The organism is Sphingobium yanoikuyae (assembly GCF_034424525.1).
Taxonomy (GTDB): Bacteria; Pseudomonadota; Alphaproteobacteria; order Sphingomonadales; family Sphingomonadaceae; genus Sphingobium; species Sphingobium yanoikuyae.
In genome coordinates this window covers 1,739,042-1,765,722 of record NZ_CP139979.1, presented here as the reverse complement: position 1 = coordinate 1,765,722, position 26,681 = coordinate 1,739,042, and the positions used below count along the sequence as shown (strand labels likewise).

16 protein-coding genes and 1 tRNA gene are annotated in these 26,681 nt (G+C 63.2%); 11 read left to right on the top strand and 6 right to left on the bottom strand.

From position 1 onward, the window contains the following. Positions 1 to 40 precede the first annotated feature (40 nt). From U0025_RS08030 to U0025_RS08020, 3 genes are all read left to right on the top strand, one after another. Positions 41 to 2,578: a TonB-dependent receptor gene (locus U0025_RS08030; protein ID WP_004212535.1), complete on the top strand. Its 2,538-nt coding sequence runs from the start codon at positions 41 to 43 to the stop codon at positions 2,576 to 2,578. Further along, positions 2,575 to 4,245, top strand: coding sequence for an alkaline phosphatase D family protein (locus tag U0025_RS08025; RefSeq protein WP_254792203.1), 1,671 nt, complete (start codon positions 2,575 to 2,577; stop codon positions 4,243 to 4,245). The genes U0025_RS08030 and U0025_RS08025 overlap by 4 nt, the downstream gene beginning before the upstream one ends. Before the next feature lie 524 nt (positions 4,246 to 4,769). Further along, complete coding sequence (locus U0025_RS08020; RefSeq protein ID WP_004212533.1) at positions 4,770 to 5,774, top strand: cytochrome-c peroxidase; 1,005 nt, start codon at positions 4,770 to 4,772, stop codon at positions 5,772 to 5,774. Positions 5,775 to 6,063: 289 nt separating this feature from the next. Here the strand turns inward: U0025_RS08020 and ettA are convergent, their stop codons facing one another. Beyond that, positions 6,064 to 7,749, bottom strand: coding sequence for an energy-dependent translational throttle protein EttA (gene ettA, locus U0025_RS08015; RefSeq protein ID WP_004212532.1), 1,686 nt, complete (start codon positions 7,747 to 7,749; stop codon positions 6,064 to 6,066). Positions 7,750 to 7,851: 102 nt separating this feature from the next. Here ettA and U0025_RS08010 point away from each other — a divergent pair, with 102 nt between their 5' ends. From U0025_RS08010 to U0025_RS07995, 4 genes are all read left to right on the top strand, one after another. After that, positions 7,852 to 9,225 (top strand): M20/M25/M40 family metallo-hydrolase, encoded by a 1,374-nt coding sequence (locus U0025_RS08010; RefSeq protein WP_004212531.1) that lies wholly within the window; start codon positions 7,852 to 7,854, stop codon positions 9,223 to 9,225. Positions 9,226 to 9,383: 158 nt separating this feature from the next. Continuing rightward, entirely contained in the window at positions 9,384 to 9,596 is a 213-nt protein-coding gene (locus tag U0025_RS08005; protein WP_004212530.1) for a hypothetical protein, read from the top strand. A 135-nt stretch (positions 9,597 to 9,731) separates the two neighbouring features. Continuing rightward, positions 9,732 to 9,808 (top strand) — tRNA-Pro (locus U0025_RS08000). Positions 9,809 to 9,920: 112 nt separating this feature from the next. Beyond that, positions 9,921 to 11,915, top strand: a complete 1,995-nt coding sequence (locus U0025_RS07995; RefSeq protein ID WP_139278699.1) for a site-specific integrase — start codon at positions 9,921 to 9,923, stop codon at positions 11,913 to 11,915. Positions 11,916 to 12,666: 751 nt separating this feature from the next. Here U0025_RS07995 and U0025_RS07990 read toward each other — a convergent pair. Further along, entirely contained in the window at positions 12,667 to 13,029 is a 363-nt protein-coding gene (locus tag U0025_RS07990; RefSeq protein ID WP_004212527.1) for a hypothetical protein, read from the bottom strand. Positions 13,030 to 13,241: 212 nt separating this feature from the next. On the opposite strand from U0025_RS07990, the gene U0025_RS07985 reads away from it, so the two are divergent. Together U0025_RS07985 and U0025_RS07980 are read left to right on the top strand one after the other, a co-directional pair. Further along, on the top strand, positions 13,242 to 13,499 hold the full coding sequence (locus tag U0025_RS07985) for a response regulator transcription factor (protein WP_004212526.1): 258 nt from the start codon (positions 13,242 to 13,244) through the stop codon (positions 13,497 to 13,499). A gap of 285 nt (positions 13,500 to 13,784) precedes the next feature. Next, the gene (locus U0025_RS07980) at positions 13,785 to 14,030 is read left to right on the top strand and encodes a hypothetical protein (protein WP_254792204.1); all 246 of its coding nucleotides are present in this window, start codon (positions 13,785 to 13,787) and stop codon (positions 14,028 to 14,030) included. 186 nt (positions 14,031 to 14,216) lie between these two features. On the opposite strand, the gene U0025_RS07975 is transcribed toward U0025_RS07980, so the two are convergent. The 4 genes from U0025_RS07975 to U0025_RS07960 all read right to left on the bottom strand — a co-directional run bounded on the left by U0025_RS07975 (position 14,217) and on the right by U0025_RS07960 (position 21,835). Then, positions 14,217 to 15,191, bottom strand: a complete 975-nt coding sequence (locus tag U0025_RS07975) for a S1 family peptidase (protein WP_004212523.1) — start codon at positions 15,189 to 15,191, stop codon at positions 14,217 to 14,219. 41 nt (positions 15,192 to 15,232) lie between these two features. Continuing rightward, the gene (locus U0025_RS07970; RefSeq protein ID WP_004212522.1) at positions 15,233 to 16,033 is read right to left on the bottom strand and encodes a zinc metalloprotease; all 801 of its coding nucleotides are present in this window, start codon (positions 16,031 to 16,033) and stop codon (positions 15,233 to 15,235) included. After that, positions 16,030 to 17,157: a hypothetical protein gene (locus U0025_RS07965; protein WP_037491475.1), complete on the bottom strand. Its 1,128-nt coding sequence runs from the start codon at positions 17,155 to 17,157 to the stop codon at positions 16,030 to 16,032. Before U0025_RS07965 ends, U0025_RS07970 begins: the two co-directional genes overlap by 4 nt. Before the next feature lie 721 nt (positions 17,158 to 17,878). Next, entirely contained in the window at positions 17,879 to 21,835 is a 3,957-nt protein-coding gene (locus U0025_RS07960; protein WP_037491473.1) for an NACHT domain-containing protein, read from the bottom strand. A gap of 268 nt (positions 21,836 to 22,103) precedes the next feature. On the opposite strand from U0025_RS07960, the gene U0025_RS07955 reads away from it, so the two are divergent. Continuing rightward, positions 22,104 to 25,052, top strand: a complete 2,949-nt coding sequence (locus tag U0025_RS07955; protein WP_004212519.1) for an NACHT domain-containing protein — start codon at positions 22,104 to 22,106, stop codon at positions 25,050 to 25,052. Further along, positions 24,973 to 26,652 carry a hypothetical protein gene (locus U0025_RS07950; protein WP_157225229.1) on the top strand — a complete coding sequence of 560 codons (1,680 nt, stop codon included), beginning with the start codon at positions 24,973 to 24,975 and terminating at the stop codon, positions 26,650 to 26,652. The genes U0025_RS07955 and U0025_RS07950 overlap by 80 nt, the downstream gene beginning before the upstream one ends. Positions 26,653 to 26,681: the final 29 nt, after the last annotated feature.

Sequence of the window (26,681 nt, the reverse complement as noted above, 5' to 3'; positions counted from 1 at the left end):
TACTCCCCTCCTACCCGAGCGCCGACAGGGGAGAAATATCATGCACTTCCGTTCTCTTGCTCTGGCCGCTATCAGCCTGCCCGTTTTCGCCACGGCAACCGCCCATGCCGAAACGCCCGATGCCGCCCCAGCCGATTCGATCATCGTCACCGCGCAGCTGCGCGAACAGGATGTGATCGACGTGCCGATGGCGCTGAGCGTCGTCGGCAACGAACAGATGGACCGTATGGGCCTTTATGAGTTCGACGCGCTGTCGCGCTTCGTGCCCGGTTTCGACGTCCAGAACCAGTCGCCCAACAATCCCGGCTTCGTGATGCGCGGCATCACGTCGGACAGCGGCACCGCCAGCAACGAACCGCGCGTGTCTGTCTATCAGGACGGCGTTTCCATCTCCAAGTCGCGCGGCTCCTATGTCGAGCTGTTCGATATCGAGCGGGTCGAGATCGCCAAGGGGCCGCAATCGACCCTCTATGGTCGCGGCGCGCTGATCGGCGCGGTCAACATCATCCAGAACAAAGCCAAGCTGGACGATTATGAAGCCGCCGGCCGGGTGTCCTATGGCAATTACAACAGCTGGCTGACCGAGGGCATGGTCAATGCGCCGATCGGCGAAGGCATGGCGATCCGCCTGGCCGGCCGCATCCGCAAGCGCGACGGCTATACCGAAAATCTGCTGGGCGGCGCCGATTTCAACTCGGCCGACACCAAGGCGGTGCGCGGCAGCTTCCATGGCGAGAAGGGCGATTTGCGCTTCGACCTGATCGGCAATTACCAGAAGGACACGCCAAGCGGCACCGGCTTCAAATCGATCGCCTATAACCCAACCGATCCGGCCACCGGTGCCGTGATCGGCGATCGCGGCCGCAACAGCGGCGCCGCGCTCGCAGCCGCCGATGGTTTCGAGGGCGGCAAGGGACTTGGCCTCGACCGTCAGGTCTGGGGCGTCACCGGCATCGCCAGGCTGAAGCTCAACGACCAGTTCAACCTCACGTCCACCACTGCCTTCCGCCGCTTCGACGCGCTGGAAATCTTCGACGCGGACGGCATTTCCCTGCCGATGCTGACCGCGGCGGAAGATGCGCGCGGCCGCCAGTTCAGTCAGGAATTCCGCCTGACCTATGAAAGCGGCCCGATCTCCGCCTTCCTGGGCGGCAGCTATTTCTGGGAAAATGGCACGCAGCGCGTCCCCACCCAGTTTGACGAGCGCGCTACCCTCGCCCGGCTGGCCGGCGCGCTGAATGGCGGCGGTGCCATCCCCGGCCGCGCCGCCACCGATCCGGTGCCGGCCGCCCTGCTCGCCAGCCCGGCCTTCACCGGCGCGCTGCTGCAGGGGGTCGCCAGCGCCTATGGCGTCGCGCTGTCGAGCGCGCAGGCCCAAGCGATCGCCGCCAACCTCAAGTCCAATCATCTCGAAAGCACCACCAATGGTGCGCGCACCCGCGCCTTCGACCTGTTCGGCGACGTGACCCTGCGCCTGTCCGACCAGTTCGAGCTTGGCGGCGGTCTGCGCTACACCCATGACGACAAGCGCAGCACCTATATGTCGTCGGTCGACAATGGCCGGTCGATCCTGGGCGGGCTGATCGGCGCGCTGGGCCAGCCGGCGGCGGTCCGCACGGCCCTGCTGCAGGCGCTGGCCGTGCCCGGCGCGGCGAACATCCCGACCTCGGCCGCCTATCCGGTGCCGATGTTCGGCCTCGGCGCCCAGCCGACCGCCGGCAATGGTGGGGTCGACAGCGACACGCTCAGCAATGGCGGCTTTTCCTGGCGCCTGACCGCCCGCTACAAGCCGGGCACCGACACCAGCCTCTATGCCACCTATGCCCGTGGCCGTCGCCCCGAAGTGCTGGCGGCCAGCGCGCCGTCCGCGCCGATGGGCGCCACCCGCTTTTCCGTGCTGGACTCCGAAACGGTCGACAGTTTCGAACTGGGCGCCAAGACAGCGCTGATGAACCGCACCCTGTTCCTCGACGGCGCGGCCTTCTTCTACCAATATGATAATTTCCAGACCACGGTGCAGCAGGGCACGCAGTTCGTCCTGACCAATGCCGGCAAGGCGGAAAGCTATGGCTTCGAGGGCCAGTTGCGCTGGGTGCCGAGCGATGTGCTGACCCTGTTCGCAACCTATGCCTATAACCACAGCCGCTTCAAGACGGGCGTGCGCGATGGCAACCGCTTCCGCTTGTCGCCCGACCATAGCGCGTCCTTCGGTGCGCAGGCGTCCCTGCCCGCCGGTCCCGGCCGCATCATCTTCACGCCCAGCGTCACCTGGCAGTCCAAGGCCTATTTCGACGATGACAATGACCGCCCGGACCTGCAGCAGCCGCCCGCCGCGCTGGTCGCCGACACTATCCAGGACGAATGGCAGGGCAGCTATGCGCTGGTCAATGCGCGCCTGGGTTATGAGGCGCCCGGTGGCGCCTGGCGGATCGAGGGCTTCATCGAGAACGCCTTCGACAAGAAATATATCATGGATGCGGGCAATACCGGCGACAGCCTGGGCATGCCGACCTTCATCGGCGGTGCGCCGCGCTTCTATGGCGTGTCGGCCAGCTTCCGCTTTGGCGGTGCGCAATGAGCGAGGACAGCATGAAGCTTGACCGTCGCGCGGCGCTGGGCCTCATCGGCTCGGGCGCCGCTCTCCCCGGCATCGGCATGGCGGCGACGCCCGCCGTCGCCGCCAGCTTCGTCCATGGTGTGGCCAGCGGCGATCCGACCCAGCGCGGCGCGATCCTGTGGACCCGCGCCACCCCGGCCGACCCGGCGCAGCAGGCGGCGATCGCGCTGCGCTGGCATGTCGCCGAAAGCGCCGGCGGCAAGCCGGTCGAAAGCGGCACGGCGCAGGCACGCGCCGCCCGCGACTTCACGGTCAAGGTCGAACCGCGCACGCTGAAGGCCGGCCATGATTATCATTACTGGTTCGAACTGGCGGACGGCACGCAATCACCCGTCGGCCGCTTCCGCACCCTGGCCAGGGGCGCCGCGGCCGATGCGGTGCTGGCGGTTGTCTCCTGCCAGCTCTACCCCGGCGGCTTTTTCACAGCCTATGACTCGATCGCCGCGCTCGACCGGGTCGATGCGGTCGTGCATCTGGGAGACTATATCTATGAATATGGCGCCGACGGCTATGGCGCGGAGATCGGCCAGAAGATCGGGCGCGGACTGGAACCCGCGCATGAGATCGTGACGCTGGCCGATTATCGCACCCGCCACGCCCATTACAAGGGCGACAGGAGCCTGCAGGCGGCGCATGCCCGTGCCGCCTTCATCTGCGTCTGGGACGATCATGAAACCGCCAATGACAGCTGGATCGGCGGCGCGGAAAATCATCAGCCCGCGACCGAGGGCGACTGGGCCAAGCGCAAGGCGGCCGCGATGCAGGCCTATTTCGAATGGATGCCGATCCGCGATCCGCAGGGCAATGATCCCTGGGAAGCGATCAACCGCCGGTTCGACTTTGGCGACCTGGCCACCCTGCTGATGGTCGAGACGCGCCTGCTCGCCCGCAGCGAACAGGCGGGCTTCAAGGGCGAGACGCCGGGCCGATCGGAAGTTGCGGCGGTGCTGGCCGAACGCAACCGGCCGGACCGCGAGATGCTGGGCGAACCGCAGCGCGCCTGGCTGGAAAAGGAACTGGCCGTATCGGTCAAGGCCGGCACGCCCTGGCAGATATTGGGCAATCAGGTGGTGATGGCGCGGGTCAACGGCCCGGACCTCGCCAAGCTGTTTGGCGCGGAGAAGGCCGCGGCGATGGTCGCGACGCTGGAGCCGTCGGTGCGGGCGCAGGTGGAACTGGCGCAAGCCGGCTATCGCGCCGGCCTGCCCTTCAACCTCGATGCCTGGGACGGTTATCCCGCCGCGCGTGAGCGGCTCTACCAGAGCATCCGCCGGGCCGGCGCCCGTCCGCTGGTCCTGGCCGGTGACAGCCATGCCTTCTGGGCCAATCAACTGGCCGACGCACAGGGCAATGCCATCGGCGTCGAGTTCGGCACGTCATCGATCAGCAGCCCGTCGATCGGCGACATGCTGCCGAAAATGCCGATCGGCGACCTGCTGCAACAGGCAAGCCCGGAGGTCGCCTTCTGCGACCAGCGCGCCAAGGGCTATATCCTGCTGACGCTGACGCGGGAAAAGGCGACCGGCGACTATATCGCCATGTCGACCATCTATGCCCCCAAGGCAGAGGCGCGCACGCTCAAGCGCTTCTCGCTGCCGGCCGGCGCCCCCCGGTTCGACGCGACCTGAAAGCGTTGGGGACTGCGGGACCATCGCCCGCAGCCCCCGATGGCAATCCCACCCGATCGCAGCACGGCATTGAACGGATAGGCCAGGCCGTCGTACGAGCGGCAATGCAATTGGCGCCGTGCCGACCGGCGCTTGCCTTAGCGCCGCTTCCTCCCGCGCAAAACCAACCTCGATACCTTCGATCAGGCAAGCATTCTCGCTGCCGCTCACCAATATAGCCATACATCAAGGAAATGCCTCGGCTTCAAAACGCCCGCCGAGGCATTCTTTCAACGCCAATCACATGTTGCACTTCGAACGTGATCCACATCCCAGCCTCCGCTGACATGATCCGATAGAGAAGCATTCGCCATCCCGCTCCTTTGTTCCCCTTTCAGTCGGGGGAGAATATCCTACGTCGTTCGAAGCAATGACATTGCGGGTGGTCGCCATGCTCTATCTTGATCGAGTACGCTCGCCCCCCTTTACCCCAGCCTGCGGATCGGTCAGCCTTTGTTCGTCATGCGCGGCGAAGGGGACGGCGGATGCGATTGGGTGGAGCGGCTATCATCGGGGCGGCGGCATTGCTGGCAACGGGGCTAGGGGCCGCGCGTCCAGCCTGGCGCTGGCCCGCCCTGCCCGCCGGCATCGCGGTGCCCGCCGTACCATCCGACAATGGCATGAGCGCGGCGAAGGTCGCACTCGGGCGGCGGCTCTTTTATGATCGCGCCCTGTCGGCCGATGGCAGCATGGCCTGCGCCGACTGCCACCAGCAGGAGAAGGGCTTTGCCGATGGCCTGACCACCCATCGCGGCGTGATGGGCGACATGGGCGTGCGCAACGTGCCCGGCCTTGCCAATGTCGCGTGGCGCAGCGGCCTGACCTGGACCGAGGCCGGCCTGTCGACGCTGGAACAGCAGGCGATGGTGCCGATGACCGGGACCAAGCCGGTGGAGATGGGGCTGGCGCAGGATGATGTCGGGCTGGCCCGGCGGATCGGCGCCAATCCCTGCTATCGCCGGATGTTTGCGGCCGCCTTCCCCGATGCACCCAGTGACCTGGATTTCGCAAGGGTGACCGCGGCTCTTGCGGCGTTCCAGCGCACGATGATCTCCTTCGGCAGCGCCCATGATCGCGGCGCATTGTCGCCACTGGCGCAGCGTGGGGCCAGGCAATTTGCCGCAGCGGGCTGCGGCAGCTGTCATTCCGAGCCGGACTTCACCGACAGCAAGACCCATTATGTCGGCACCGCTGCGCCGCAGGAGGTCGATGCGGCGGCCTATGGCGGCAAGCCCCTGCCGCCGGGCTTCGAGCCGCCGCCCGAGCAGTTCCGTACGCCGTCGTTGCGCAATGTCGCCGTCACCGGCCCCTGGCTGCACGATGGCCAGTCGCCGACGATCGAATCGGCGATCCGCCGCCACGCCGCGCCGATGCTGGTCGATGTCGACATGCCTGCCCTGCTCGCCTTTCTCGACGCGCTGACGGACCATGATTTCCTGAAGAATGCCGCACTGGCCCGGCCGGCCGCGTCCTGCCCCATCCCCGCGTGAGCTGTGCCCGCCTAAAAAACCGCGTTCGAAGGACAAAAAAAGGGCCAGCCCCGAAAGGCCGGCCTTGATAAGTTTTAGGAGAGGATGCCTGAAAGGCCCGTCCTATGTGCAGCGCAGCGCGTTCTTTCGCAATTGCGAAGGGCGGAACCGACGTTGCAGATATTGCAACTTCATTACCGCCAAGGCGATGGAACGATAAAACGCCCGGCATCCCTGAAGGACACCGGGCGTTTCAAGTCATTGTTATGACGCTATTTTGCGAGAGGCCGTTTCCAGCCTCCCGATCAAATCAGCGCGTCAGCTTCTTATAGGCAAGGCGCGTCGGACGATCGGCAGCATCGCCGAGGCGACGGCGCTTGTCTTCCTCATAGGCTTCGAAATTGCCTTCGAACCATTCGACATGGCTGTCGCCTTCGAAGGCGAGGATGTGGGTGGCGAGACGATCGAGGAAGAAGCGGTCATGGCTGATGACCACGGCGCAACCGGCGAAATTCTCGATCGCCTCTTCCAGTGCGGCCAGCGTTTCGACGTCAAGATCGTTGGTCGGTTCGTCGAGCAGCAGCACATTGCCGCCGCGCTTCAGCATCTTGGCGATGTGGACGCGGTTGCGCTCACCACCCGACAGCTTACCGACATTCTTCTGCTGGTCCTGGCCCTTGAAGTTGAAGGCGCCGACATAGGCACGGGTCGACATGTCATGGCCGTTGACCTTGACGTAATCGAGACCGTCCGAGACTTCTTCCCAGACATTCTTCGACGCGTCGAGATGGTCGCGGCTCTGGTCGACATAGCCCAGACGCACGGTTGAGCCGATGTCGATCTCGCCCGAATCGGGGGTTTCCTGACCGGTGATCAGACGGAACAGGGTCGACTTGCCCGCGCCGTTCGGACCGATGACGCCGACGATGCCGCCGGGCGGCAGCATGAAGGACAGATCCTCGAACAGCAGCTTGTCGCCATAGGCCTTGGAAATGCCCTTGGCCTCGATCACCTTGCCACCCAGACGCTCAGGCACCTGAATGACGATCTGCGCCTTGCCGGGCGCGCGATTTTCCTGGGATGCGACCAACTGCTCGAACTTGGCGATACGCGCCTTGGACTTGGTCTGGCGGCCCTTGGGACCCTGACGGATCCACTCCAGCTCGTCATTGATCGCCTTCTGGCGGCCGGTCGCCTCGCGGTCTTCCTGCTCCAGACGCTTGGCCTTCTTCTCCAGATAGGTGGAGTAGTTGCCTTCGTAAGGGAAATATTTTCCGCGATCGAGCTCCAGGATCCAGCCGACGACATTGTCGAGGAAGTAGCGGTCGTGGGTGATCATCAGCACCGACCCGGCATATTCCTTGAGGTGATTTTCCAGCCAGGTGACGCTTTCGGCGTCAAGATGGTTGGTCGGTTCGTCGAGCAGCAGGATGTCCGGCTTCTGGATCAGCAGGCGGGTGAGCGCGATGCGACGCTTTTCACCGCCCGACAGGCTTTCCACCGACCAGTCCGACGGCGGGCAGCGCAGCGCTTCCATCGCGATTTCGAGCTGGTTGTCGAGCGTCCAGCCATCGGCCGCGTCGATCTGTTCCTGCAGCGTGCCCATTTCCTCCATCAGCGCGTCGAAATCAACGTCTTCCGGCGGATCGGCCATGATCATGCTGATCTCGTTGAAGCGATCCAGCTTGTCCGCCATCTCGCGGGCGCCGTCCTTGACATTTTCCAGCACATTCTTGGTCGGATCGAGCTGGGGCTCCTGCGGCAGATAGCCGACGGTGACATTCTCGCCCGGCCAGGCTTCGCCACTGATGTCGGTGTCGATGCCGGCCATGATCTTGATCAGGGTCGATTTACCGGCGCCGTTCGGGCCGACGATACCGATCTTGGACCCGCGATAGAATTGCAGATTGATGTTGTTCAACACCGGCTTGGGCGCGCCGGGGAAGGTCTTTGTCATGTTCTTCATGACATAGGCATATTGCGATGAGGCGGACATGGGTTCGCGCAGCTCCAAAGGGTATGGACAGGAAAATTTGCGCCGAATTAGCGAAGGCGGAAGCCATTGGCAAATGGGGTATGTCTGAGTAAGCCTTCAGCCATGCAGAAAATCCGATCGGGCCCGCTCGCCGCCCTGCTCCTTGGCAGCATCTTCACCCCCGCTCTGGTCCAGGCCGCCCCGGCCAGTGACGCGGCGATTCGCGAAGCCGCCCTGAAGGATGATGTCGCCTGGGACATTACCGAAGGGCTGACGACCGAAGTCGGTCCGCGCCCGGCCGCCACGCCGCTCGAAGCGCGCGGGCGCGAATGGGCCGCAACCAAGCTCAAGGCATTGGGCTTCGCCAACGTCCGCATCGAACCTTATAAGATGCCGCTGTGGGAACGCGTCCATGACGAGGCGGCGATCATCGCCCCCTTCCCGCAGAAGTTGGTCGTCGCGGCGCTGGGCAACAGCGGATCAACCCCGGCCCAGGGGATCGAGGGCGAAATCGCCTACTTCCCGACCATCGCCGACCTGCAGGCCGCGCCGGACAGCGCGGTGAAGGGCAAGATCGTGTTCGTCAGCCATGACATGGTCGCCGCCCAGGACGGGTCGGGCTATGGCTATTATGGTGCCGCCCGCCGCCAGGGCCCCAGCATCGCCGCCAGGAAGGGCGCGATCGCTATCCTGGTGAAGTCGATCGGCACCGATCATCACCGCATCGCCCATACCGGCGTGCAGATGTGGGCCGACGGTGTGACGCCGATCCCGGCCGTGGCCGTCAGCATACCCGATGCCGAACAGATGGCGCGCGTGGTCTCGCGCGGCCAGCCGGTCCGCGTCCACCTGACCGCCGTATCGAAGACCGCCAAGGACCAGCCGTCGGGCAATGTCATCGGCGAAATCCCCGGCAGCGATCCCAAGGCCGGCGTCATTGTCGCCGCCTGTCACCTCGACAGTTGGGACCAGGGCACCGGGGCGATCGACGACGCTTCGGGCTGCGGCATCGTGGCCGCTGCTGCGTTGCAGGTCGCCAAGGCCGGCACGCCGCGCCGCACGATCCGCATATTGTTCGCCGGCGCCGAGGAAGTGGGCGGCAATGGTGGCCGCGCTTATTATGCCGCCCATGGTAAGGAGCCGCACGCGCTGGTGCTGGAATCGGACTTTGGCGCCGACAAGGTGTGGAAGGTCGACTTCACCCTGCCCGCCGGCCATGAAGCGCTTTCGACCCGGATCGCACAGGGGCTGGCGCCGCTGGGCATCGTGCCGAGCCGTGACAAGGCGCATGGCGGATCGGACATCGAACCGCTGGTGGAAGCGGGCATTCCGGTGATCGACCTGCAGCAGGATGGCACGCGCTATTTCGACATTCACCACACGCCCGACGACACGCTGGACAAGATCGATCCGGCGCAGCTGCGGCAGAATGTCGCCGCCTGGGCGGTCACGCTCAACATTGCTGCGAATGCGACAGAAACATTGGGCATTAACTGAACTTTTATAGTAGAGAACGCCCCGTCGCGTGATTCTGCCGCTTCACCGACGTCAGAAAAGCATTGATTTGTGCAGCGCACACGTTAATGCGGGTCGCTCGCGTAGGGTCACATTTCTAACGTGCCAGACGCGGCATAATGCTATGGGAGCCGTACACAATGAAGAAGATCGCTGTTGTTTTCGCTTCGGCCAGCCTGATGGCCCTCGCCGCTTGCGGTGAGAAGCCGGCCAACGAAACCGCGAACGCTTCGAACGCCGTCGTCGAGAACGTTGTCGAAAACGCCGCCAACGCTGCTGACAACGCCGCCAACGCCGCCAACGAAGCTGCTAACGCCGCTAACGTTGCTGAGAACGTTGCGAACGCGCACTAATCTCTGCCACGGCGAGATTTCGAAGGGCGGGCCTATATGGTCCGCCCTTTTTGTTTGTCCGCGCAATATATGTGGCCCGACATGATTTTCGGGCATTGACGCCGGCGGCGATCGACCGCTAAGGCGCGCGTGCATCGGGGAGTAGCGCAGTCTGGTAGCGCGCCTGCTTTGGGAGCAGGATGTCGCAGGTTCGAATCCTGTCTCCCCGACCAACTTTCTCTAAGTTATTGATTTTACGTCTCAACCCTCGCGGGGTGGGATGATTGTACGCACGGTTGTACCCCTCGCTGTACCCCTTGAGGCGGCGTAGTGGGATTTCCGAACGTGGCGCTGCGTGGCGGCACCTATTACTGGCGAAAAAAGATCACGGTTGCAGGCACATGCCTAACGCTGTCGTTACCATTGCGTACCGGAAATTTTAATTCCGCCCGCTCTATTGCTCTCCGCTTGGGAACGGCAGTCGAGACATTACGCATGGCATACGGTCAGTCGTCGGGTATGGGGCCCGACAAGCTCAAACGCGTTTTCAGCGACGCGATGCGCTGGCAATTGCAGCGGATACTTGAAGATCAGGCCGGAAGCCGTGCGCCCGCAGGCGAGCACGCCACCACAAACTCCATCCACGCTGAGGCGTGGAGCTTCCTCGCTCGAAACGGGCCAGACGCCAAGTGGTCGCTCGATGATCTTGAGCGGCTCGTTGCCGGTGGCTGGAAATTCATTGACGCGAAGGCGGTCGGCAACGCTGTGTTCGATTATCAGTCGGGCAGCGTGGTCTCGGGTTCACAGTTGCAGAGCTATGTCGAACGGTTCGGCATAAGCTCGACACAGGACAATCTCGACCGCATGAAACGAACGGTCTGCGCAGCTCGGGCAGCAGCATGCCGGGAGGCAACGGGACGGCTGTCCGCCGAGGAGAACTTTACTGCTGACTGGATTCAGGATGCGTTGGCGGACACGACGCCTTTCGCATTCGAGCAGATGCCGAACAGTGGACTTGAGGGGCATCTCGCGTCCGTGGTGGCGGAAAAGGAGCCGCCGGCTCCGACATCCGATAATCGGGGGACGACCAGAGCAAAGAAGCTGCTCCTCGAGGCAACCGAAGAATGCATCGCCCTGCACGAGAGCGAGAAAGCATGGGATACGGTAACCGTGGGTCAGGTCCGAACGGCCTTGCGGCTATTCGACCATGCTTGTGGCCGCGACGTTCACATCCAGGACCTCAAACAGTCACATGTGCAGGCGTTCGTGAAGCTATGCCGGGCGCTGCCAGGCAGATGGGGCCGCACCGCCGAAGAGAAGGCTGGCGGGATCGCGGCAAGCCTTGATCGAGCGACCCGCATGAACGATGACGACGTCGGCTTGAGCCAGGCTACGATTAACAAGCACCTGACGTGGATCACCGCAGTTCTTGAGTTCGCCGCTGGTGACAATGAGGCGGATGGGCATCGCCCTGCCCAACCTCTCTCGTTCAAGTCGGCGCGTAAGGGCATAGCGCGAAAGGCTCGGCTGCAACGCAAGAGGGATCGCGACAAGCGGGCCAGCTGGAGCAAGCAGGAGATTGCGCATCTCCTGTCTGCGCCGGTCTGGACAGGCGCCGCTGGGATTGACCGTCGGCTGGAGACCGGAACAGAGATCATCCATGACGCATGGTATTGGCTCCCTCTCATGCTGCCGTTGTACGGCGGCCGTAGCTCTGAACTTGCCGGACTCGCGCTCACCGAAGTTCATGAGCAGGCTGAAATTCCGTTTTTCCAGATTGATTACACGGAGGACCGGAAGCTGAAAACTGTACAGTCGATCCGAAAGCTTCCGATTCATCCAGAGCTCATCCGCCTGGGCTTCATCGACTACGTCACGCAGATCCGAGCAGCCGGTTGCAAGATGCTGTTTCCGGAAATGTCGTCGCCAAACTCCTCCAGCTTTGCCAGCACCTTTTACAAAAGCATCTTCAGCAAATGGCGAGCCTGGGCGTTTCCGGAAGGAACAGCATGGCGACATAAGCAGCGAGGCGCGTGGAAGGACAAGGATGTCCATTCGTTCAGAAGCACCGCCACGTCACTGTTGAAAGGCCACGTACAAGACAGCGTCAGATGCGACATCTTCGGGCATGAAGGGGAGACAGAGACCTCCCGCACGTATGACGAAGAGGCCGCCTTGGGCATCAAGCTGGAAGCGTTGCGGTATCTCACTCCGCTCACCGCGCACATTCAGCCGAGCCTGCCGATCCGTATCCGACCTGCTGATAGGCTCAGGCACGGCGTTCGCGCGCAAGCTAAGGCAAGGGTGAAAGGGCGCTCGTCGTTCAATGCTCTGACGTGAGCGATTCAACCCCCACCTGAATTGCCATAACGCAAGCCTCCTTGCCGACCATTCTTCGTACGGAAGTGTCGACCCCGCCCCCCATGGTTTTGACAGGGTAAACGGCCTTGGCCGGGCCAGCGTTCAACAGCATGTCAAACCAGCCCCTGAGTATGGCCAAATCGCGATTTGGTACCCTGTCAAAACTGCCATTCTGACAGGCAGAAAAAGTTGGGCGCAATACCGTAAACTTGGGGGACCCAAGTTTACTGCGCATTTGGGGGGCGACTGTTACGCCACCCCCCAATTTATGGAAAATTCCGCGGAGCCCGCTGACCCCGCCCCCTATCGTTTTGACAGGGTAAACCGCCTTGGCTGCGCCAGCGGTCAGCAGCATGTCAAACTGACCCCTGAGCATGACCAAATCGCGATTTGGCACCCTGACCAAACAGCCATTTTGACAGGCACGAAAAGTTGGGCGCAATACTGCAAAAGTGGGGGTCCCACTTTTGCGGCGCCTTCGCGGGGCGGCTTAAACGCCGACCCCGCTATTATGTGAAAATTGCCAATGTTCGCCTACCCCCGCCTCCACCTTTTTGTCAGGGTCTGAGGGCATGGCTTTCCAGCCGTATCAGGCTGTCTTGTGGCGCGGAGACGCGCCAGGTCCTCCACCGCTTGCGGCTCCGGAAGGCAAATAAGATGTGGATCAAGCCAGAGGTGCTTTCGCCCATCACTCTGCTCGTCACGAAGGCGAGCGTCCTGACATGCAGCTCTAATTCTGGAAAATCTCGGCGATCAGATCCGGACAGGATGCGCAATAGCGCACGATGATTTGCAGCCAGTCCTGTAGGACGGTGAGTGACCAGAAGTCGCCATTTTCCAACGCCAGATATGGATAGTTGCCGTTGATCTGCTGGTACGAAACTGAATGGAACAGCCAGTCCACAGCCGCCTCCTCTGAACCGCAAAGCATGAGGAGGCTTTGCATGATGCCAAGCAGCGCGTCCTTCCCATCGGCGCCGTGGTAAGTCCGCTGGGCGGTGGAGGTGCCAAGTATCTGATCGATGAAGTCGGAGCTGTGCAGGCCGGTTTCCCGCAGCAGTTCCACCAATCGTTCGCTTATCTCTGTCTGCATGCCGGCAACTCCATCTGATCGTCATTTCTCGCTCTGAAGCATGGCCATTTTCTACAGATTAAGCAGCGACCGCCAGCGTGTGCCTACCTACGTGAAATGAGGGATTGTTTAGGAGGCCGGGCGTATCGCAGCCTGTTACGCAGGCCGCGAATACCACCGTCTTCGAATGTCTTGAGGTCTTTGATCAGACCTTAGGAGTTTGAAGAAAATATATGGTGAATCAAAGATCTGTGAAGCTGACGAATCGGGAATGCGAGGTCGCCAGATGGGTGCTGCGCGGGCACACGGCCAAGCAGATAGCACGGGCCCTCTCGATTTCTCCGCGCACCGCAGAAACCCATCTCAAGGCGCTGATGCTTAAGACCCGCGCCCGAAACCGTGCCAACATGGCCGCCCTCCTGCTGCTGAAGGGGCTTGTGGAGTTCAGCCTGGAAGATCTTAAGGGCTATGGCGGGGAGGATGAAGCATGATCTGTGGATCTGCGCTCCTCCGCCACCCTGTGACGTTTTATCCCGCAAATTACGGTTTTCAGAAAATGTGGGATAAATGCCAGATTTCCGGCATTCCCGTGGTCAAACTCGGGCGGCTAGACTCACCGCCACCGATCGTCGGCAGTGATGCCTTTGGCGCGCGCAGCGCCACGCGGGCTCGACGATGATCCGGGAAATTACGGACGTAATGCCGCTGCCGCAACGGTGGAACGATCTCTGCTATGCAGCATAACCGCATGACCGGGAAAGGAGCCTCCATCGGTGATGATCGTGAAAATCGAAGTTTGGCCGGGAGGGGTTGAGACCGCCCCCCGTGAAATCGGCAGGATGGTAATCGCCAACCTCAGCAACCTCGCCGAAATCAGCGACTACAGCGTCCATATCGAGCAGACGGAAACGCCCAGGTTGCACGTTCCTGCGATCGACACTCGAGTGACGGTAAAGACTCATCCCAGACGTGACGGCCCTTGGGCCTTGGTGCGGCGTGCACTAGATCAAGCCTGTGCCTGAAGTTACAACATGGGGATGGCATGACGCTCCAACACGGGACTTGGGACATTTCTGCCGTCCCAATTAAATCTTTGAATGCCGGCTTCCGGCGGAACCAGCCTTTCTCAGGTGTGAAAGTCGTTCCCCGCCAGTGCGGGATACGGACTGGGCATGTTTCCCACTCTCACGGCACCCGTATCACTTACATCAAGGGGAAATACGCCGCTGCCGGGTGACCACTACGCCCTTCCACCAACCTCGCCAGCGGTCGAATACCGGTCCGCTTGTCAAGTTGACGCGAAACTCCGCCGACCCGTCCGGCTGCAGCGCGACCGAAGGCTCGGAGTTGTTGTTTGCGGAGGTCGCTGTAACTGCAGTGCTTACGATGCGGTATCCCGGCGTCGGCGTGATGATCTGCCGGAACATTCGCGAACGTGCGGACATGCCCAAATGGTCGTCATTGATCAAGTCGACGCTCGCCGAGACGCTTATGACGTCGGTGCTGGACGAGACGGTCGCCGTCTGCGCACAGCTGACCCACAAAGGCTGTGCGAGGCTCAGGAGCCGGGTAGCCCATCGGATGGGAGTCACCGTCGAGCGCGGTCCGCCTTGCGTCGACCCCGACTCCATTATGGCGACAACACGTCCCTGTATGTCGGTCACCGGTCCACCGCTCATGCCAGGCATGGCGAAAATGCCCGTCTGCCATCGAGCGCCGACCCCGTCCTTCGAGTCCAGCGGGCCGTCGCGGGCGGCGAACTGCTGCCCTTCGGGGAAACCGAACGCCACGAGCCCGTCGTTGGCCTTCGGCTCCGCGTCCATGCAGAGTGGGACCGGTTGGTACCTGAGCTCCGTTTCCTCAGGAAGTTTAAGTATCGCTACCCCGAGGCTAGCGTCGGTCGATATTAACTGCGCCTCCAGCGGCAGACCCTGTGCGATGTTGACAAATGCTACGATCTTGCGGTCGCTAGAGTAGGCCTCGGAGTTCTTGTAGAGGACGTTGTGCTCGGCGGTGAGGACGTAACCGTCCTCGGTGACCAAAAAGCCGGTTCCGACCTTGCTCTCCTTCATACCGTCGCTTCCGATACCCGAGATCTCGAGGCGGACGACCGCCCGCCGGACTTGGCTTCTCACCTCCGTCGCGACCTGGGCCGTGGCGGGCGCCCCCGCCAGTAACGCCATCAAGCTCACCATAAGGTGGAGGTAAGGCGAACTGCTACGGGTCAATTGAGCGCAGTGGGTTTGCATAGCGCCGCGTCGGGCGCACAATAGAGCGCTTGCGCGGCGAAGCGGTCGAACTGGCTGAGTTTCCCGTCGTTGTTATAAGTTGCATTGCAATAGTTCATAACGCTGTCTGGATCGTAGGGCGTGAGTAGCAGCGTGCCGTCGCTGCCCTGCCGCTGGATCGCGCACTCGCCAGGTGCGTCAGGCCTGTTCTGCTCATGCGAGAAGGCCAGCGCGTGGCCAAACTCATGCACCGCTATGACCTTAATGCAGTATTCGCGCTGGGTCGCGCAAGGCTGGTTCCAAGCGCCGAAAGCGAAGTTCAACACCATGCCGTTGCGGACGCCGCGCAACTCGACGCCAAGGCCCTTGGTGTGAGCCCCTTGGTCGGCCACCTGGATCCGGATGCCCTGCAGCCCCTCCGGGCACGTCTCCCGCCAGTCGAAACGTATCCCCGAGCCCGCCTCCCACGATGCCGCGATGGCCTGTTTAACCCAAGCCTTCTCCTGTGCTGACCCCGTAGTTTCCCAGCAAACTGGAATCCGTTTCGGCTGTCCATCAGTAAAGCGCCAAACGTTGGCGAGCGAGATGAAGGCGAACGGGCGGTCGATAGCCAACGTATCCGCTGGGCGCGCTTGCGCTTCTCTCAGAGTCGGCGCGGCGTTCGTCGTGTTGCCTACAGGCGCCGCAGGCGTGACAACGACCTTCGCTTCTTTGTCGGCGGTCGGTCCAGTCGCGGCAACGGCTCCCACCGTCACAAGCGCGAGCGCCAGCGATATCCACCGGAACAGTCCCGTCATCGACCTTCTCCCTCGACTAATCTGCAGTTGGCGGCCGCAGCAGTGTTGGTCTGGATCGACCTGAGACCAGCGAGCCTCGTCGTGCAGCGCACGACGCCGGCCTGCGTGACCGTTCCCGACGCTGACTTAGTCGCGGTGAAGCTCGCTACGACGCCGCCGCTCACTGCGACCGCTTGCGCTCCAAGCGCCGTCCAGAGGTTCCGCCGGGTGATCAACGTGCCGTTCGCCTTGTCCAGGTGCACGCGCACCACGGTGGGACTGGACTTTTTCAGGGCTTCCAGCACTAAAAGGTTCGCGAGCGGGGGCGACCCGGACGCATCGGGAGTGCCAATTGCGGTCTGAAACGTCGTCGCTCGCGCAAGCGCGGCGGTAAGTTCGGCCGCCGAGGTCTTCGCGACCTCGCTCGGTTTCTTTACCGTGGCAAGGCACCGTGAAACGCGGGCTGCGGTGCTCGCCAACTTTCGGATGTTGCCGAGTTGCTGCATAGCTGTTGAACTGGCCTCGTCGGGCGCGGTCAGCGCCGCCGGGATCAAGGCCCTGCCGGCCAGCCTGCGCGCCAGCGCGGTCGCCAGCAGCCGGTCCTTGGCTTCAACGGGGACTCCTCGCACCTCGGTGTCGGTGCGGAGGCTGCTGGCGATGCCCGCAATTAGTGGGATGATCGGCGCGGCGGCAATGTTAAGGTCTCCTCCGCCGCCGCAGCTCTTGGGCGCGCCTCCGACTGCTTCCGCAAGCTGCAGTTGCAACGAAGAACTCTCTGCGCCAAATGCCGTCAGCGGCTTGAACGAGAGGGCCTCGTCACCGGCCAATATCACGTGCGGACCCGAGCCGAGCTGACCGGCAATGATAGCGGCGGCCGCTCCGACAGCGTCGCTCGACAGGAGCCATGCCTCGGTTTGGCCAGCCCCCTCACCCAGCGTGACTTTCCCTTCCCCCGCTAGTCCTTTCATGGGCTCAAGCCTCGCGGCGATGATGTCGGCCCGGGCACGTTCGAGCGCTGCGCGCTCCTTCAACCGCTCAATGTCCTGCTCGGCTTGTAACTTCGGGACGACATCCTGCGCGACCGCGACAGGTGCTGCAGCGCTGACGGTGATTATGGCGACAAAGAACCGAAAGCTTGAGCGCATTAAGACTGCCCCCGGTAAGTCAAAGCATGCGGCATGGTCTAAGTGCCCCCTACCGCAATATGCTAGAAAAGTAACAAATTGCAAGTGAGATTGAAATTATTTGCGTGAGTTTTTAGTTTTTATCACGCCATCAAGCACGATGTATTTTTTCAAGAAAAATATCTGATAATGAAGGATTATTTTTCAGATAGTACTGCCCGAAACACTGTTGAGTGGCTAACGGTCACCCTCGTCCGTTTATTATTCTAGCCTGACCGCGGCAGTTGGGAATGGCGGATTCATTGCAGATAGCCGACACTAACTAGTCGAACTGTAATGGCTCAAACTGGTCGACCGCTGTCAGAAATGCAGGGTCGAAAGCCGCCTCGCAATCAAGCTTGGCGGGGTTGGAGAGAACAAGCGATTCACTGGAATGGCTCAGCTAACCAGCGTTGGCCTTCAGCAGTTTGTAGGTCAGGTCAGGTCAGGTCAGGTCAGGTCAGGTCAGGTCAGGTCAGGTCATCGCAGCGCATAGCGCGCGCTACTGGTCAACCGGATCAATCCGGGCCGCGGCTTCGACTATGCGGCGCTCGAGCGCTTCCATGCGCTGCGCGACGTCACCTGCCTGGCCTCACGCACCCATGACGCGATCTGGGCCAGTACGGTATGGACGAGCTGAGTGTGGTGAGAAGCTTCGCGCGCCAGCGCCCGCACGGTCGGGCTGCGGCGCGCCGCTAGCCGGCTAGGTTGACAGATCCTGTTCGATACGGGCCGCCGCCTCGCGGATCTCGGCTCGCTCGTCGCGTGCAAGTTGCGCGAGCAGTGTATGGACGCGCGCCCGAGGTAGCGCATCGGCCCGCAGGATCGCCGATGCGGCAAGCCGCCATTGCGGCGAGGGATCGTCGAGACGCTGCACGATCGTTTCGATCGTGTCCGCGTCGAGCGGCACGCTGGCAGACAGAAGCTCGCGGGTGAGGTGGGGGCCGAGCGTGCCGTCGACAATGCCGGCGCCGAGCCGCCGAACGAAGGCGGGATCCTGCGCGGCGCGCGCCATCAGCTGTTCTTTGGCCGACTTGCTTACATCGTGGCGATAATCGCCGGCGGCTTCGATGAGTTGGTCGTCGCTGACCGCATGCCTGACCAGCAATGCATCGAACAGCGGCGCGCGCGGCGTATCGGGAATGACGCCGCCGGCGTCATTGCGCGGTTCATGTGTCTGCCAATGCCGATAGCTGCGCCATAGCATATCGGGATCGATTGCGGCGCCGGCCTTGGCCCTGCCGAGAATGAACTTCGCCGCGGCATTGGCGGTCCATTCGGATTGCCCAAGAATGTGGCGCTCGGCCACGGCGGCGATGCGCTCGGTCCATGCCGTCGCGGTCGACCCCAGATTATAGAAGAGATGCCGCATCCCGCCGACATGCGGACCTTCGAGGCGATCGAGCAGGAGAGTGCTGCCGGCTGGTTCGCCCAATTGTAATGCCAGATAGCCTGCCGATGCGAGGGCGAGGCCGGATTTGGTGGCCAACATTTTCGCAACATGTTCGGAACTGGTCCCGGCGCGGGCGAGGATTTCGGTGGCGACCGACATGACCCAGACGGCCTCATGTTCAACGGCGCGCTCGACCAGCGCGAGGTCGGGCGAGGCCTCGGCAAGCCGTTCCCACCGTGGATCGTCAACATCGACCTGATGAATATCCGAGAGCGCCCAGAAAAAAATGGATCGCCATTCATCGGCCAGTTTGCGGCGGATCGTTGCGACCTCGCGCGCAAGCCGCACGCAATCGATGTCCGAGAGGACAATGACCACGCGCAAGATCTCGGCAACGGCCTCGCGCGAATAGGGTTTGTCCCAGGACCAGACCTCGCGTCCGTCGGACTCCCAATAGCCGATGATCTGGATCAGCGCCGAGAGCTGAAGCAGGGGATGTCGGTTGACGTCGAGGGGTTCGGCGGGCGTGCCCTGCATGTCCATGCCGATCGCACTGGCGATAGCGTCCATCAAACGGTGCATCGCCCTGGTCTCAGCTTGGCCATATTCGCTATCGCGACGCATCATGTCCGACAGCGAACCCGCGCGACGCTTGGGCCAATTCGGCCTGATTCCCAAGGGCTCGACGAGATCGGTGACGTCCTGCAGGAACCTGACCGTTGCCGAATTGCCGTCGGCGGTCAGCCGGCCGACGTGCGCCTCGATTTCGGTCTTGCTGAGGCGAGTGGCGAGGAGCTTGAGGTTGGTAAGTGCCATACGCCGCGCGAGGTCGAAGCGGTCCGAGCGCATCAGCCGGATGCCGCCCATGATCGAGGTCCGCACGCCCGAGCCTTCGCGTTCGAGCATCGCCACCGCGTGCTGCGCGGCGCGGTCGGGATCATGATAGCGGGGACCGGTTTCAACCGCGCAGGCCCAGGCGATTTGCTGCAATTCCTCATCCGCCGCATCGAGCCGCTCGGCGGCTTTTGGGCCGATCACCTCGGGATGGCGCGCCGCAAATGTTACCAGCGCGAAGGCGATCTTCATGCGATCGCGGTGCCCCTGTTCGAGCGCGGCGAAGGCGGTGTCGCCCAGGCGCTCGGCGATATCGCGCGGGAGATCGACCGCGAGATCGGCCGCGATCGTCACCGCCCGCGCCAGTTCGCCTTCTCCGAGCAGCGTATCGACGACGGTGGCGCCCAAGCCGAGGCCGGCAGCGAAGCTCAGCACCTCGGCCCACTCGGCCGAGCGTGCGACTTCCCGCAACGCGTCCGCCCGTGCGTCATCGTCCATCCCCGCCAGGTGACGAGCCGCGGCATATTCACCGAAACTCTTATGCACGAAGGCGAGGAGCGGCATGTGGCGGTGATGGATCCGCTCGATCACGCCGATCCGTTCCCAGAACTGCATGGCGTCGCGCACCTGCCGCGAAGCAGCAAGCGGCTTCGTCCCGAGCCGCGCGGCAATGTCCGCGGTCGCGTGCTTGAGGATGGCATCATATCCGCAGAGCGGCTCGGCGGTGACCCACCAGCCAAGCCGGTCGAGCACCGCCTTCGCGAGTTCCAGATCGACCGCATGACGCGTCGCCTGCACCGACGCGCTGCGCTCGACCGATGAGAATAGCTGCTGGAAGAGCTGGGTCCGTGAGCCGCCGAGCGGTTCGCCGCGCACGATGAGCGAGGCCGCCATGCCCAGCAATTGCGGATCGGTCCCGATCTCGTTCGCCGGCCCGTCGCGGCGAAATGCCACCATAGCGGCGTCATCGCCATCCGCCTTGAGCGGACTACCCTCCGGCGCGATCGCCTCGATCAGCCGGCCGACATGCGCGGCCGCGCTGCTGCTGTCGGGCCGGGTCAGTTCGTAATGCGGCCAAGCCGCCAGCGCCACGGTCTCATAGCCGATCGGCCGGGTGGTCACGATGATGCGGCATTCGGGATGTCCGGCGGCAAAGCGGCTCAGCCCACCGGCCACATCGTCCTGCCCGCTGCCGCATTCGTCGAGACCATCGGCGAGCAGAACCCAACCATCGCCGCCGGGATCGGGAAGGTTGCCAGAATCGATCCCCGAGCCATCCAGACCGTGGCGGACGACGCTTGCCTCGAACGTCTTCCCCGCCGCGAGCGAGGCCGCGACCTTGCGTAGCTGGACCTTGAGCACCGGATAGCCGTCACCGCTATAACGTTGCGCCTGCCGCCGAAGCAGCGTCGATTTGCCAAGTCCTGGGCCGGCGACGATGACCGCCCTACGCCGGAACCTGCCGACGAACTCGGCATCATAGGTCCGCTCACGCTCCTGTCCGCTGCCTTGTGGTTCGAGACCGCGATAGCGCGCGATCGCCGCCGCTGGATCGGCCGGCATCGCCGCCGTGTCGATCAGCCGCGTGTTCAGCGCGATCCAAGCATCGTCGAGCGGGATCGGCCGGTCCGCGCCGAACACCATAAAGTCCTGATTGGCGCTGCTGACCCAGGCGATCAGTTTCGCGGCCGCTCGGCCGCGCGAGCCGTCCTGCGCCAGCGGCACGCCAGCCGCCATGAGCAGCCGGACAACGGCCAGCAAATCCCAGCGGCCCTTGCGCGCGATCAGCGTATGGGCGCCTTCGAGCAGTGCATACCAGGCCCGATCGGCGGCGGCGCTGCCGCAATGCCGCCCGAGTACGGCCTTGGCGGCGCGGACGGCATCGACATTGCCGTCGGTCGCGGCGACCGTCTGGATCCGGAGCCCGCGCGAGATGGTCACTAGGTCGAAACCCTCCGCCTCGAGCTTGGCAATCCACTTGTGGCCGATGTCGAAAAGCCGGTCGGTCCGGCCGCTGCCGATCAGGCGCAAGTCGCGCTCGAGCTTGTGCCGCACCGTCTGGCTGCTGTCGGGGGAGACCGCCAGGACACCGAACGCAATCTGTCTCGCGTTCAGGCCGCGCGCTAGGTCAAGCAGGGCGTCCCACAGCTTGTCGTCCGCACGGAGCCCGCTCTTCGCCTGAACCTCGACCGTGGCGGCGGCAAGCTCGAGACGGACATCATCGCCCGGTCCGCCGCTCTCCGCCCAGATCGCAAGCGGGGCGTCATGAGCAAGCTCGTCGAGCCACCCGACCGGACTGCCGTCGAGCAGATGAACGGCGGCGATGGCGGTCACGGCCGCCTGGAAATTAAGGCCCGACGCCGGGGCGGCCCCCCGCGCGTGGTTGACGGCGGTCACCGCTGCTTCGGGCTCTTGGCTGTTCGATCCAGTCATGCGGCATCGTCTTAGCATGCATGATCAGGACTGCGAGTTTCGAGTGCACCGGGCGTGCGCGCTGGCCCACTCATCGATAGGTGTAGCTGCCGAAGATTGCCGGCGCGACCTTGGAGTCCGCGCCAACCGAAGAAGCGCGGTCATGAGCCCTCGCGCACCAATAGGCGAGCCGATATGGCGGCTATCGACGAGGCGCCAAAAAATGATTTCAGTGTGCCGATAAAAATCGCGACAAAAATTAGCGGATACGCTTACCAGGCTACACGAGATGCTTGATTTTACACGGATCATCGCCGGCGTTGCCGGCCAGCGCGAGACGTTCGAGGAACTGGTTTGCCAGATCGGCAGGCGCGTGCCGCCGAACGGAAGCTCCGAATTCCGTCGGATCCATGGCGCGGGCGGCGACGGCGGGGTCGAAGCCGTCTGGCTGCTTAAGAACGGCGATGAAGTCGGATACCAGGCCAAATATTACGTCACCTCCTCCGGCATCGATTGGGGCGCGATCGACAACTCGGTCGACACCGCGCTGTCGACCCACCCAACGATGACGACAATGCACATTGCCATCGCCTGCTCACTAACCGGGCCGACGAAGCGCCGGACCAAGGCGGGGGCGCCCACCGCCAACGGTTGGACCGAGTGGGACACGCACAAAGCTAAGTGGACGGCAAACGCAGCGACTCTCGGTCGGGCGGTCGAATTCGTCCCCTGGACGGCACCCGACCTTGAGGAACTGCTCACCAGACCAGAGACGATCGGACTCTCCGAATACTGGTTCGGCGCGATCGAAATGACACCGGAGCGGCTTGCGACTGAATGTCAACGAACGGTCGACGCACTCGAGGAACGGTATCACCCAGAGGACCACGTTGACGTATCGACGCGGTCGGTCTTTGACGGCCTGCTGCACAACGCCGCTCTCGGCCAAACCATCGCGACCACGCGCGCGGTTCTCGTTGATACACGGCGCCTCGGCCCTCGGCCGACCCTGCTCGGCAGTGCGGACGGTGCGCGACTGGATACGATCGACACGCTGGCCACTAAGCTGATCGACAGCATGGCGCAGCCTCCCGGCCCGCGCGACGCGGCAGCATATTCCGGCTGGGAAAACACCGCGCTCGAACTGCGAAAGCTACTGTTCGAGTCGATCCAGGCCGACGGCGACCTCCTGCGAAAGGTCAAGGACAAGGCCGCCCCATCCGACAGGACGACGCCTGTTCCGATCGAGGAAAGTAATGATCGAGCGTCCCTTGAATACCATCTCGACGGGCTGCGAAAATTGCATGACGCGATCGGCGACGTGCTGCAGCTGCTCGCGTCCAGCGCCTGCAGAGCCGATGCTTCGCGCTTAGCCCTGCTCGACGGGAGAGCTGGCTCGGGCAAGTCACACCTCATCGCCTCCGAAATCGAGCGCGCGCTGGCAAGCGGTGCGCCAGCCCTTTTCATGATCGGCACGGACTTCACCACCCACGGTACGCCCGAGAATCAGACGCTTGCACACTTTGAATGGGGCCAGTCCAGTTTCGACAAGATGCTGGGTGCGCTGTCTGCTCACGCCGAAGCGGCCGGGACACGGGGACTCGTCGCGATCGACGCGCTTAACGAAGGTGCCGGCGCCGCGCTCTGGAGGGGCACTCTACTAGGGTTCGCGCGACGGGTGCTGGCGTTCCCCAATCTGGCACTTTGCGTGTCATGTCGGCGTGAATACCTGGACCACCTGATCATGCCCGCGGTCACGCAGATGGCGACGACGGTCGAGATCACGGGCTTCGAGACCCCCGCCGACGTCGAGCGGGCGGCGCGCGTCTACATGGACAAGCGCGGCATCGTACGCCCGGCAACGCCTTGGCTGAACCCGGAATTCTCCAATCCGCTATTCCTGCGGACTACATGCCTTGCGCTCCAAGCCGAGGGGCGTGCCGCTTTCCCGCGCGGGATGCGGGGCACCAGCGAGGTGCTAAACTTCTATTTGACGTCGACCGGTCGTCATCTCGGCACGAGCTATGACGGTAGCGATGTGCTCGTCGGGCCGCTGCGCTCAGCAGTGCTGGCGCTGGCGACGTCCATGGCGGTAGCAATGCGGGACAACGTCCCGCGCGGCGACGCGCACCGGATCGTCGAGCAGGCTTTCGAAGGGTTCGCCTCTCCACCGAGCAAGACCTGGCTGGAGACCCTGCGCTTCCGGGGGCTGCTCAGATACGATCCCGACCCGGGCACCAACCCCAAGGATCCGCTCGCGGCCCACGTCGATGTGGTCCGCTTTTCATTCCAGCGCTTCGGCGACCATCTCCTGGCCCGTGCACTACTCGAAGGGGTGCCGTCCCCCGCTGGATTATTCGAGCCCGGAGGCAAGCTCGCCTTTCTCCTCGCAAAATATGGGGTCGTCTATGAGTGGAACGGGCTGTTCTACGCGCTGTTCCTGCATTTCGCCGACCGCTATGGCGTGGAACTGGTTGATGAGCTGCCGGGCGGGTTCGACGACTGGTGGGACAAGTGGTCGGTAGAGGACGCCTTCGTCGACAGCATCCGCTGGCGTTCGCCGGCGGCCTTTTCCGAACGGACGCTCGAACTGCTCAACCGCCTCAGCCGACATCAGGAAGACATCACCGCGCTGCTGGTTGAACTTGCGGTCGTCGAGGATCACCCTTGGAACGTCGAGCTCCTCCACCGCAACCTGATCTCCCGGACCATTGCAGAGCGCGACGCCTTCTGGACAGTCGCGATCAACGCCGCCCATGACGATCCTGGTCATCCACTCGTCCGCCTCACAGACTGGAGCCTGAACTCCGGCGTCGGCCAGGCCTCCGACGCCACCTTGGGCCTTTCGCTCGCAACTCTCGCCTGGAGCTGTGCCAGCACAAGCGCTCGCATCCGTGACACGGCGTCGAAGGCGATCCTCTCGATCCTCGCGACCCGCCCCGAGCTCGCCGGGCCGCTGTTCGAGCGCTTCACCAGCTGCGACGATCCATACGTCGTGGAACGGCTCTACGCGGCGCTGTACGGAGCAGCGCTGAGAACGCTAGATCCTGCCATCCTGAGCACATTCGCGAACGTCGCCTGGAGTAATTGCTTCGAGGTCGGCGCCCCAGTTCCACTTGCTTGCCAGGGACTACGCGCGCGGGACCATAGAACTCGCCGTGTCGGCGGGCTCGTGCGATCCATCCGTCGATCTCGTGCGCTGCCGCCCGCCTTATGGCTCGACGACACCCAGCTTTAGCGTCACGAAGGCTCGCGTCGACGCCCGCGGCGAGCGGGTCGGCGCGCATTCCATCCTGAGTTCCTGCTACAATGGCCTCGCCGACTTCGGTCGCTACGTTCTGGAAGGGCGCGTGCATCGCTTCTCGGAAGCTCGCCTGTCCGGTCCGCGTCCGATCACGGCCGACGAAAGCGGGGAGGCGTTCTTCAAGGAAGTCGTCGCAGGCCGAAGCGACATTGAGAGCGCGTTCTCCGAACTCCGCACCGCCTACGCAGAAAGGCGCGTCAGCTTCGATCGCGACTCCTTCAAGGTGATTGTCCCTCCGGCCGACCGCCGCCGTATAGCCAGCGCAACGGCGACTCTTCTGGCGCTACTGACGCCGGCGCAGCGCAAGCGCTATGCGGCCGAAGCAAACGCCTGGGTGACGGGAGGCGGTAGCCACGAGTGGATCATCCCGGGCAAGGGCAAGGGCGCGGAGTTCGGCGCTCAGAAATGCAAGGTTTGGGTGGCCAACCGGGCGCTCTCGTTCGGCTGGACGGCAGACCTCTTCCCCGGCGATCGATATCTTTCTGGAAAAAGCGAACGGGGCGGACGCATCGAGCGGATTGGCAAGAAATATCAGCGGATCGCCATGATGGAGTTGCTGGCGCGCCTCGCCGACAACTTCTGGATGAAGCCGCAATGGGGCAGCGGTGCTGCGATCTATGACAATCCGCTCGACGTCGAGTTTACCCGCGACCTCGAACCTTCAGTCATGCCTGCCGACCAAGAGACGACGACGCGGACCGACCTGCCACAGGTCCCGCCACTGGTCTGCGAACCGCTGCCGGTCGAGCGGCGAGGCGACTGGGTAGCGGATCCGGACCTGCCTGGCAGCCGTCTCGCTCTCGCAATCTGCCCTGACCTCGGCGAGCCGGGTTGGTTGACCCTCTATCGCTATGCGGGGCACGACATCGACGCCGAACGCGATGACCGGCACTTGGATGCGCCGTGGCTCCAGAGCGACTTCCACTTTCTCGCCCCTGTCCTCCTCTCTCCCGACGACAAGGCACGCCTGATCAAAGACGCAGTTGCCGACGCATACGACTTCCACGAATGGCTGCCGGGCCAGACGACCGACGGTCCTTACCTCGGCGAGTTGGCGAGACGGGACACTTGGCGCGATGAACCGTGGATGACACTCGACGCTCGACGGGTCGGAAAGTCCTGCAGTTACAGGGCCATTCGGCCTACCGCAAACTTCGTCTGGGAGAGCCATCTCGATGGAAGCCTGCCCAACGGGTTCTCCCGTCACGTGCCGATACCTTGGCTGATCAATGGTATGGGACTTACGGCAGACACGAATAACCTCGGCGTCTTCCTCGATGCGAAAGGAGCACCGACGATCGTCACAGGGAGTGCCGAGGGTGGCGCTCGGAGCAGTTACGTCCTTGTTCGCCGCGACCCGTTCCTAGAGTTGGCACGAAAGAACGACTTCGAGCCGATCTGGACGGTGATCGGCGAACGCCGCGCGACAACGCTCAGGAAGAAGCGACACCCAGACATCCGCGTGCGCTACAATGGATTGCTTTGGTTCGAGGGTAATACGGAGAAGCATGTGCACTGGTCGAACACCGACTAGGTGCGCTCCTTTGGTCAGCTTGTTGAGGT

Excerpts from the sequence above, each read along its gene's own strand:
- U0025_RS07975 (WP_004212523.1), bottom strand. The coding sequence starts at position 15,191 with ATGGCGTTACTGGCGGGGGCGCCCGCCACGGCCCAGGTCGCGACGGAG.
- U0025_RS07965 (WP_037491475.1), bottom strand. The coding sequence starts at position 17,157 with ATGCGCTCAAGCTTTCGGTTCTTTGTCGCCATAATCACCGTCAGCGCT.
- U0025_RS08025 (WP_254792203.1), top strand. The coding sequence starts at position 2,575 with ATGAGCGAGGACAGCATGAAGCTTGACCGTCGCGCGGCGCTGGGCCTC.
- ettA (WP_004212532.1), bottom strand. The coding sequence starts at position 7,749 with ATGTCCGCCTCATCGCAATATGCCTATGTCATGAAGAACATGACAAAG.
- U0025_RS08005 (WP_004212530.1), top strand. The coding sequence starts at position 9,384 with ATGAAGAAGATCGCTGTTGTTTTCGCTTCGGCCAGCCTGATGGCCCTC.
- U0025_RS08020 (WP_004212533.1), top strand. The coding sequence starts at position 4,770 with ATGCGATTGGGTGGAGCGGCTATCATCGGGGCGGCGGCATTGCTGGCA.
- U0025_RS07990 (WP_004212527.1), bottom strand. The coding sequence starts at position 13,029 with ATGCAGACAGAGATAAGCGAACGATTGGTGGAACTGCTGCGGGAAACC.
- U0025_RS07985 (WP_004212526.1), top strand. The coding sequence starts at position 13,242 with ATGGTGAATCAAAGATCTGTGAAGCTGACGAATCGGGAATGCGAGGTC.
- U0025_RS07960 (WP_037491473.1), bottom strand. The coding sequence starts at position 21,835 with ATGACTGGATCGAACAGCCAAGAGCCCGAAGCAGCGGTGACCGCCGTC.
- U0025_RS08010 (WP_004212531.1), top strand. The coding sequence starts at position 7,852 with ATGCAGAAAATCCGATCGGGCCCGCTCGCCGCCCTGCTCCTTGGCAGC.
- U0025_RS07970 (WP_004212522.1), bottom strand. The coding sequence starts at position 16,033 with ATGACGGGACTGTTCCGGTGGATATCGCTGGCGCTCGCGCTTGTGACG.
- U0025_RS07955 (WP_004212519.1), top strand. The coding sequence starts at position 22,104 with ATGCTTGATTTTACACGGATCATCGCCGGCGTTGCCGGCCAGCGCGAG.
- U0025_RS08030 (WP_004212535.1), top strand. The coding sequence starts at position 41 with ATGCACTTCCGTTCTCTTGCTCTGGCCGCTATCAGCCTGCCCGTTTTC.
- U0025_RS07980 (WP_254792204.1), top strand. The coding sequence starts at position 13,785 with ATGATCGTGAAAATCGAAGTTTGGCCGGGAGGGGTTGAGACCGCCCCC.